Source organism: Bradyrhizobium sp. STM 3809, from assembly GCF_000239795.1.
Taxonomy (GTDB): Bacteria; Pseudomonadota; Alphaproteobacteria; order Rhizobiales; family Xanthobacteraceae; genus Bradyrhizobium.
Genome location: NZ_CAFJ01000478.1, coordinates 1 through 7,731 on the forward strand (window position 1 = coordinate 1; position 7,731 = coordinate 7,731).

At 66.9% G+C, this 7,731-nt stretch carries 7 protein-coding genes; 6 read left to right on the forward strand and 1 reads right to left on the reverse strand.

What is annotated here, in order from left to right:
* Positions 1 to 1,083, forward strand: a 1,083-nt coding sequence (locus tag BRAS3809_RS22145) for a chloride channel protein (protein WP_035657597.1), incomplete at its 5' end; no start/stop codon positions are given.
* Positions 1,084 to 1,206: 123 nt separating this feature from the next.
* Here the strand turns inward: BRAS3809_RS22145 and BRAS3809_RS22150 are convergent.
* Complete coding sequence (locus BRAS3809_RS22150; protein ID WP_240535741.1) at positions 1,207 to 2,097, reverse strand: alpha/beta fold hydrolase; 891 nt, start codon at positions 2,095 to 2,097, stop codon at positions 1,207 to 1,209.
* A 116-nt stretch (positions 2,098 to 2,213) separates the two neighbouring features.
* Here BRAS3809_RS22150 and BRAS3809_RS22155 point away from each other — a divergent pair, with 116 nt between their 5' ends.
* The 5 genes from BRAS3809_RS22155 (at position 2,214) to BRAS3809_RS22175 (ending at position 7,720) form a co-directional block, all read left to right on the forward strand.
* Positions 2,214 to 2,816, forward strand: coding sequence for a TetR/AcrR family transcriptional regulator (locus BRAS3809_RS22155; RefSeq protein ID WP_008964269.1), 603 nt, complete (start codon positions 2,214 to 2,216; stop codon positions 2,814 to 2,816).
* Positions 2,817 to 3,251: 435 nt separating this feature from the next.
* On the forward strand, positions 3,252 to 4,301 hold the full coding sequence (locus tag BRAS3809_RS22160) for an ABC transporter substrate-binding protein (protein ID WP_008964270.1): 1,050 nt from the start codon (positions 3,252 to 3,254) through the stop codon (positions 4,299 to 4,301).
* A gap of 174 nt (positions 4,302 to 4,475) precedes the next feature.
* Positions 4,476 to 5,378 carry an ABC transporter permease gene (locus tag BRAS3809_RS22165; protein ID WP_008964271.1) on the forward strand — a complete coding sequence of 301 codons (903 nt, stop codon included), beginning with the start codon at positions 4,476 to 4,478 and terminating at the stop codon, positions 5,376 to 5,378.
* Positions 5,378 to 6,166 (forward strand): ABC transporter ATP-binding protein, encoded by a 789-nt coding sequence (locus BRAS3809_RS22170; protein WP_008964272.1) that lies wholly within the window; start codon positions 5,378 to 5,380, stop codon positions 6,164 to 6,166. The genes BRAS3809_RS22165 and BRAS3809_RS22170 overlap by 1 nt, the downstream gene beginning before the upstream one ends.
* Before the next feature lie 15 nt (positions 6,167 to 6,181).
* Positions 6,182 to 7,720: an amidohydrolase family protein gene (locus tag BRAS3809_RS22175; RefSeq protein WP_008964273.1), complete on the forward strand. Its 1,539-nt coding sequence runs from the start codon at positions 6,182 to 6,184 to the stop codon at positions 7,718 to 7,720.
* The last annotated feature ends 11 nt before the right edge of the window (positions 7,721 to 7,731 follow it).

Genomic DNA, 7,731 nt, shown 5'->3' on the forward strand with positions numbered 1-7,731 from the left:
CGCTTCTTCCCGAACGCCCAAGGCAGCGGCATCCCGCAGGCGATCGCCGCCCGGCATCTGACCGATACCAGCGCGCGCAGTCCGCTGGTGTCGATCCGTATCGCCATCGGCAAGGTGCTGCTGACCCTGCTCGGGCTGCTCTGCGGCGGCTCGGTCGGCCGCGAAGGGCCGACCGTGCAGGTCGGCGCCTCCATCATGTTCGCGCTCGGACGGCTGTCGCCGCGCCGGCAGCCCGGATTGATCCTGGCCGGCGCTGCGGCGGGCGTCGCCGCCGCCTTCAACACGCCGCTCGCCGGCATCGTCTTCGGCATCGAGGAGATGAGCCGCGCCTTCGAGACGCGGACCTCGAGCCTCGTCATCGCCACCGTGATCGCCGCCGGCCTGACCTCGCTGGCGCTGATGGGCAACTACGCCTATTTCGGCACGACCCCGATCGCGTTGGCGAAGGGCGTCGATTGGCTCGCCGTGCCGGTCTGCGGTGTGCTCGGCGGCGCTGCCGGCGGCCTGTTCAGCCGCATCCTGATCACCATGGCGCGCGGCTTGCCAGGCGCGCTCGGCCGCGCGATCAAGCAGCGGCCGCTGCCCTTCGCGCTCGCCTGCGGCTTCGCCGTCGCGCTCTGCGGCCTCGTCTCGGGCGACACGATCTACGGCACCGGCTACGCGCAGGTGAAGGCGGCGCTGGAGAGCGGCACGCCGTTGCCGGCTGATTTCGGCGTGCTGAAGTTCCTCGCCACCACCTTCGCCGCGATCAGCGGCATTCCCGGCGGCATCTTCGCGCCGTCGCTCGCGGTGGGCGCCGGCATCGGTGCCAACGTCGCCAGCCTGTTCCAGCACACCGCCCTGGCCCCGATCATGCTGCTCGGCATGGTCGCCTATTTCGCCGGCGTGGTGCAGGCGCCGATCACCGCTTTCGTCATCGTGACCGAGATGACCGACAACCACGCCATGGTGGTGCCGCTGATGATGGCCTCGCTGATCGCCTATGGCACCTCGCGACTGATCTGCGAGGAGGGGCTCTATCACGCGCTCGCCAAGGGGTTTGTCGCCAAGGCCGAGGCCGCGCATCAGCCGGCGCCGGGCTGAGCAGATCTCGTGTGGTTTCTTAAGGTGGATTTGCGCGGGTGCGGCGCTCACGCCTGGCTGTATTGAAAGGTCTGCAGGGCGCGCCCCCAGCCTGGCCTGCGAACCACAAATGTAGCGCTCCGGCTACTTCCCCTCGAGAAACTGGCGCACGGCCTTCACGGTTGCCGCGGGCTGCTCCTCCATGAGCCAGTGGCCGGCGTCGGGAATGACCACCTCGGTGACGTCAGTGGCGGCATTGCGCATCACAACGGCTTCCATCGCGCCGAACGATTTCTCGCCGCCGATCGCGAGCACCGGCATGGAAAGCTTCGGCGTCAGAGTCGTCTTGTTATCCTCGGCATCCCCGCGGATCGACCTGAACTGCGCGAAGGCGGCACGCATCGCCCCGGGCTGCGCATACAGAGATGCGTAGTGGCGACGCGTGGCTTCCGTGATTTTCGCAGGATTGCCTGCGAATTCATTCCAGAACCGGTCGAGGTAGATGCGCTCGCGGCCTTTCACGAGGCGCTCCGCATCGGGGCCGCCGAAATCGAAGTGCCAGAGTTGCGGGCTGCGGACGATCTCGTCCCATGGCGGCACGCCGGGGACAGGCGCGTCCATGACGACCAGTCTCTCGGTCTTGTCGCGATAGCGCGCCGCATAGGCGTAGGCCACCATGGTTCCGATGTCGTGGCCGACGACCACAGCCTTGTCGATGCCCAGCGCCTCGAGCACCGCACGCATGTCGGCGGCCTGCGTTTTCTTGTCGTAGCCATCCGCCGGCTTGGCCGACAGCCCCATGCCGCGCAAATCCGGCACCACGACGGTGTGATCCCGCGCCAGGTCCAGGGCGAGCTTCGCCCACATGTCACCGGTGTCGCCGAAGCCGTGGATCAGGATGACAGCCGGTCCGTTACCACCAACGCGCACGTGAATCCGTGTACCATTGGCGCCGATCATCTTGATCTCGAAGGGGGACGGAAAGGAGTCGGGCTGAGCGTTGGCCAAGGAAGGCACCAGCAGCAACAAGACCATCCAGAGACATCTTGCGCGCATCGGAACCTCCGCCCGGCCCGGGAGCGGCCGACGAGATTAATCTAGAACGATCGATCTAGAATAGGCAAGCAGGAACTTACGGCACGAGGTGCAACATGAACGCGGGACGGCCTCGCGAATTCGACATCGACCAGGCGCTCGAGCGCGCGCTCGGCGTGTTCTGGCAGCGCGGATATGAGGGGACGTCGATGGCGGACCTGACCGAGGCGCTCGGAATCACCCGCGCCAGCCTGTACGCGGCATTCGGCAACAAAGAGGGCCTGTTCCGGCGTGTGATGGATTGCTACGAGGCGCGTGCCGGCGGCTATCGGAAGGCCGCCGAGGCGGCGCCGACCGCGCTCGAGGCCGTACGCCTGCTGTTGAACGGGCCGGTGGAACTCCACGGCAACAGGCACAATCCGCCTGGCTGCCTGGGTGTGCAGGGAGCGCTGGCCTGCGGCGTCGAATCCGAAGCGGTCCGTAACGACCTCGCTGCGCGTCGCGGTCGCGGCGAGGCCGCGATCAAGAACCGGCTGCGGCGCGCCGCGAAGGAGGGCGACCTCGCGACCGATGAAGATCCCGCCGATCTCGCACGTTATTTGTCGGCCCTGATCTACGGCATGGCCGTGCTGTCCGCGGGCGGCGCCACCCGCAAACAGCTGCAGGGCGTCGCAGACGTCGCGCTCAGGCACTGGCCGAAGCCTGACGCAAAGCGATGAGTTCGCGCCGTCGCACCGACTTGCGGCTGCGGGCCGTCGTGTGAGCGGCGTGCACCTGTATCACGCGGTTGCCGAGGGGGGCGGTGCCGGGCTGAGGCGACGGCGGCATCGTTCGACTTCGCCGGCGGCCGCGCCGGGCTGACGGATCTCGTGCCGCGCATGCTGCTGCGGTAGGCAGGCTGATGCGAGATTGAGCGCAGCCGTCGCTACGCACATGGCATGACGAGAAATTCCGTCGCGAGTCCAACACCTGTTCGTTGGCACGCGGCTTGCGTAGTTGTGAGCAGCGCAGAGCATCGCTCTCTTGGGTTGGCGTGCCCATCGTCGGGATCCCGTGGGATCGGTGGGACGATGCAGGTCGCGCCCACCGTCGGTGGAGCCTTACGGCTCGTCGCCATCATGGGGTCCATCCCGTCGTCATGGATGGAGACTCGCATGTGCGATCGTGACGGAACCTTCTATCGCAGCTTCTCTCGCCGCAACTTCATCAAGTCATCGGTGGCCGCCGCAGCCGCCACCGTCGCCGTTCCAGCCCATCTCGCCGCGCTGCTGACGCCGGCGCATGCCGGGACCGTGATCAAGGCCACCCACGGCTCCGGCTTCTGCAACATGGGCATCTTCCTCGCCAAGGAGCGCAACCTCACGGTGGCCGACGGCGTCGAACTCGAATTCGTGGTGACGCCGTCGAACACCGAGATCACGACGATGTTCGGCGCCGGCCTCGTCGACATCTCGATGATCCCGTATTCGAACTTCATGACCTTGTACGATGCCGGCGCGCCGGTGAAGATCGTCGCCGGCGGCGGCGTGCAGGGCTGCATCATCGTCGCCAAGGAAGGCATCGCCTCCGCTGCCGATCTGAAGGGCAAGACCTTCGGCACCTTCCAGGCCGATACGCTCGAGGTGCTGCCCTACGACTACCTGAAGAAGGCCGGGCTGTCGTTCAAGGACGTCGACATCAAATATCTCGACACCTCGCCGGAGCTTGCCCAGGCCTTCATGGCCGGCGCGCTCGACGCGATCTGCCATATCGAGCCCTATGCGACGCAGTGCGTGCAGCAGCGCAAGGGCGCGACCGTGCTGTCCGACGGCACCGACCTCTACGGCAAGGGCTATTCCGACTGCGTGCTGGCGGCGCGCGTGCCGCTGATCGAGAAGAACCCGGCGGCGGTGAAGGCGGTCATCAAGGCGCTGATGGTGGCGCAGAGCCAGGCCGAGGCCGACAAGACGGCCGCGCTCAAGGACACCGTCGGCAAGTACTACAAGACCTCGATGGAGGCCGCGGTCGATGCGTCGTCGAAGCAGCCGATCGTGGTCGACCAGCGCAGCCAGACCCAGTTCATCATCGACCGCGGCATGTCGATGAAGGAGCTCGGCTACGTCAAGAAGCTGCCCGACCAGGGCGCCTTCGACTGGTCGCTGCTGGAGGCCGTCATCGCCGAGAACAAGACGCTGTATGACGGGCTGAAGCTGAAATCGGCGTGAGTGGTCGTTGTGGCCCATCCTTCGAGACGCCGGCCTTCCGGCCGGCTCCTCAGGATGAGGGCGTTGCCCGCGGCGACACTTTCAACCCTCATGGTGAGGAGCGTCGCTCTTGCGACGCGTCTCGAACCATAAGGCCCATGACCCCAGAAACAGCAGACCTTGCGGATCATACGCATGACAACTGACACCGTGGCCGTAGGTGCTCCGGCTGCAGACCTGCCGTTACCTCCTAAAACCCGTCGCAACTGGCGCAAGGCGCGGCGCCAGCTCGCTGCGCTCGGCTGGGGCGTGGTCTCGATCGGCCTGTTCGCCGCAATCTGGGAGGCGCTGTGGTCCTTCGAAAAAGTCAACCCGCTGCTGCTGCCGCCGCCGCATCTGTTCCTGCAGGATATCCCCGGCACCTTGAAATTCTTCGACCGCTCCAACCGCGTCGGCTCGGTCGCCTCGGGCGGCGGCGTCGGCGCGCTGGGCATCACGATGTTCTGGACGACGTTCCGCGTCTTCACGGGACTCGCGCTCGGCTTCGTCAGCGGCGTCGCAGTCGGCGCCGCGCTGCATTACGTGCGCTGGCTGCGCAACCTGCTGATGCCCACGGTGCTGCTGCTGGCGCCGATCTCGCCGGTGGCCTGGCTGCCGGTCGCGATCTTCGTGTTCGGCATCGGCGACGTGCCGGCAATCTTCCTGGTCTTCATCACCGTGTTCTTTACCATCGTGCTGTCGACCGGAGCGCAGATCGAGAGCGTGCCGGTCAACTACATCCATGTCGCCCGCATCATGGGCGCGACGCAGACCCAGTTGTTCTGGCGCGTCATCCTGCCATCGATTCTGCCGAGCCTGTTCATGACGCTCCGGCTCAATCTGTTCGGTGCCTGGATGGTGGTGCTGATTGCCGAGACCGTCGGCGTCGGCACCGGGCTCGGCCAGATCATCTCGATGGCGCGCGCGACCTTCAACGCCAAGCTGGTGTTCTTCACCATGGCGGTGATCGGCGCGCTCGGCTTCCTCAGCGACTGGGGCCTGCGCCAGATCCAGCGCCGCATGCTGTGGTGGGTGGCGCCGAACCGGGGAGGGGTGTGATGCCGCGTCCGGCCGTTTCGATCCGCAACGTCGGCAAGACCTGGGACGTCGAGGGGCGGCCGCCGCTGCGCGCCATCGACGACCTGTCCTTCGACGTCGCGCCCGGCGAATTCGTCGTGCTGCTCGGTCCCTCCGGCTGCGGCAAGTCCTCGCTGCTCTACATGATCGCGGGGCTCGAAGGCGTGAGCAACGGCGTCATCGAGGATGACGGCCTCGCCATCTCAGGTCCCTCGCCGGAGCGCGGCCTGATCTTCCAGGAGGCCTCGCTGTTTCCCTGGCTCACGATCCTGGACAACGTCGCCTTCGGCCTCGCTATCCGCGCCGAGCTGCCGGAGCGCCGCAGAGAGAAGGCGCGCGAGATCCTGCGCCGGGTCGGGCTCGGCGACGTGCTTGACAAGAAGCCGGACGAATTGTCCGGCGGCATGCGCCAGCGCGCCGCGTTCGCCCGCGCGCTGGTGATGCAGCCGCGGGTCCTGATGATGGACGAGCCGTTCGCCGCGCTCGACGTCCAGACCCGCGCCAAGCTGCAGGATTTCCTGCTGCAGATCTGGCAGGACAGCGGCGCCTCGGTGCTGCTGGTGACGCATTCGATCGACGAGGCGATCAGCCTCGCCGACCGCGTCATCGTGTTCACGGCGCGGCCGGGCCGGGTCAAGCAGATCGTGCCGATCGACCTGCCGCGGCCGCGGCCGACGCGCTCGCCGCGCTATCACGAATATCGCGACTATTTCACCGTACTGCTCGCCGCCGAGGTCGACAAGGCCTTCGCCGAGCAGTCGGGCCTGTGAGAGGGAGAACGAGACATGACTGAGGTATTGGTCGGGGCGAAGTGGGTCGTCTCGGGAATCCAGGACCGGCACACGCCCGTCGTGATCGAGGACGGCGGCGTGCTCGCCCGCGACGGCGTGATCGTCGCGGTCGGACCGTTCGCCGAACTCGAGCGGCTGGCGCCACAGGCCACGGTGAAGCGCCATCCGAACCACGTGATGTTGCCGGGCTTCGTCAACAGCCACCACCATGTCGGGCTGACGCCGCTGCAGCTCGGCTCGCCCGATCATGCGCTGGAATTGTGGTTCGCCAGCCGCCTGCCGGCGCGCCGCATCGACCTCTATCTCGACACGTTGTATTCGGCGTTCGAGATGATCGCCTCCGGCGTCACCACCGTGCAGCACATCCACGGCTGGATGGCCGGCGGCTTCGACGCCATCCACGGCGCCGCCACCAAGGTGCTGCAGGCCTATCGCGCCATCGGCATGCGCGCGTCGTACTGCTACGCGGTGCGCGAGCAGAACCGGCTGGTCTACGAGGCCGACGAGGCGTTCTGCGCCCGCCTTCCGGCGCCGTGGAACGAGCGGCTGGCCGCGCACCTGAAGGCGCAGCAGGTGCCGTTCGACGACTACATCAAGCTGTTCGACGTGCTGACGGCGGAGAACCAGGGCGAGACGCTGACGAAGATCCAGCTCGCGCCGGCGAATCTGCACTGGTGCACCGATGACGGTCTCGTGGCGCTCCACGAGAAGTCGCGCGCGTCCAAGGTGCCGATGCACATGCACCTGCTGGAGACCGCCTATCAGAAGGAATATGCACGGCGGCGGACCGGCAAGACGGCGGTGCGCCACCTGCACGATCTCGGCGTGCTCGGCCCGCACATGACGCTCGGCCACGGTGTCTGGCTGACCGAGGAGGACATCGACATCGTCGCCCACACCGGCACCTGCATATGCCACAACTGCTCGTCGAACTTCCGGCTGCGCTCGGGGCTGGCGCCGCTGAATGTCTGGGAGAAGAAGGGCATCACCATCGGCATGGGGCTGGATGAAGCAGGGATCAACGAGGATCGCGACATGCTGCAGGAGCTGAAGCTGGCGTTGCGCGTCCATCGCACGCCCGGCATGGACGACGAGGTGCCGACGGCGCCGCAGATCGTGCGCATGGCGACCGAAGGCGGCGCCAAGACCACCGCGTTCGGCGAGAGCATCGGGAAACTGGAGCAGGGCCGGCTGTTCGACGCGGTGCTGATCGACTGGAACGCCGCAACCTGGCCGTTCCAGGATCCGGACATCCCGATGCTCGATGCGCTCGTCCAGCGCGCCAAGTCGCAGCACGTGTCGGCGGTCTATGTCGGCGGCGAGGTCGTCTACGCCGACAGCCGCTTCACCCGCATCAACCGCGACGAGGTGCTGGCCGAGATCGCCGGCATCCTCGCCAGGCCGCGCAGCGAGGAGGAGGTCGCCCGCCGCGAGCTCGGCCTCGCGGTGTTCCCTTACGTCAAGCAGTTCTACGATGGTTATTTCGACAGCACCGCGCACACGCCGTTCTACCGGACCTCGACGCGCACGTAGTTGTCGATCCC

What these genes read in the sequence shown, in the direction of transcription:
- BRAS3809_RS22150 (WP_240535741.1), bottom strand. Translation starts at nt 2,097, where the DNA reads ATGGTCTTGTTGCTGCTGGTGCCTTCCTTGGCCAACGCTCAGCCCGAC.
- BRAS3809_RS22165 (WP_008964271.1), top strand. Translation starts at nt 4,476, where the DNA reads ATGACAACTGACACCGTGGCCGTAGGTGCTCCGGCTGCAGACCTGCCG.
- BRAS3809_RS22155 (WP_008964269.1), top strand. Translation starts at nt 2,214, where the DNA reads ATGAACGCGGGACGGCCTCGCGAATTCGACATCGACCAGGCGCTCGAG.
- BRAS3809_RS22170 (WP_008964272.1), top strand. Translation starts at nt 5,378, where the DNA reads ATGCCGCGTCCGGCCGTTTCGATCCGCAACGTCGGCAAGACCTGGGAC.
- BRAS3809_RS22160 (WP_008964270.1), top strand. Translation starts at nt 3,252, where the DNA reads ATGTGCGATCGTGACGGAACCTTCTATCGCAGCTTCTCTCGCCGCAAC.
- BRAS3809_RS22175 (WP_008964273.1), top strand. Translation starts at nt 6,182, where the DNA reads ATGACTGAGGTATTGGTCGGGGCGAAGTGGGTCGTCTCGGGAATCCAG.